Here is a 279-nt window from a genome sequence, read left to right on the forward strand (position 1 = left end):
GAAAAGGAGCTCTAGAAGCATGTTTACTGAATAAGAGTGTTTTGTCTGAAGTAAAAAATGTTTTAGCAGATAGGGGATATTCTGGAGAACCATTTTCAAATGGTATTCAAGAGTTATTGGGATGTACAGTAGAGACAACGAAAAGAAACGAATTGCATGCTTTTAAAGTGATTCCGAAAAGATGGGTCGTAGAGCGCTCTTTTAGTTGGCTAGAAAAATCCAGAAGGTTATGGAAAAACTGCGAAAGAAAATTGAATACAAGCTTAAATCTGGTCATTT

General features: G+C 35.5%; 1 protein-coding gene. It reads left to right on the top strand.

Translation table 11 applies throughout. The features are described 5' to 3' along the window. Positions 1-279 (top strand): transposase (locus tag TY19_RS00450; protein ID WP_042278739.1); only part of this gene is annotated, 279 nt, incomplete at both ends.

Source organism: Candidatus Protochlamydia sp. R18 (genome assembly GCF_000648255.1).
Lineage (GTDB): Bacteria > Chlamydiota > Chlamydiia > Chlamydiales > Parachlamydiaceae > Protochlamydia > Protochlamydia amoebophila.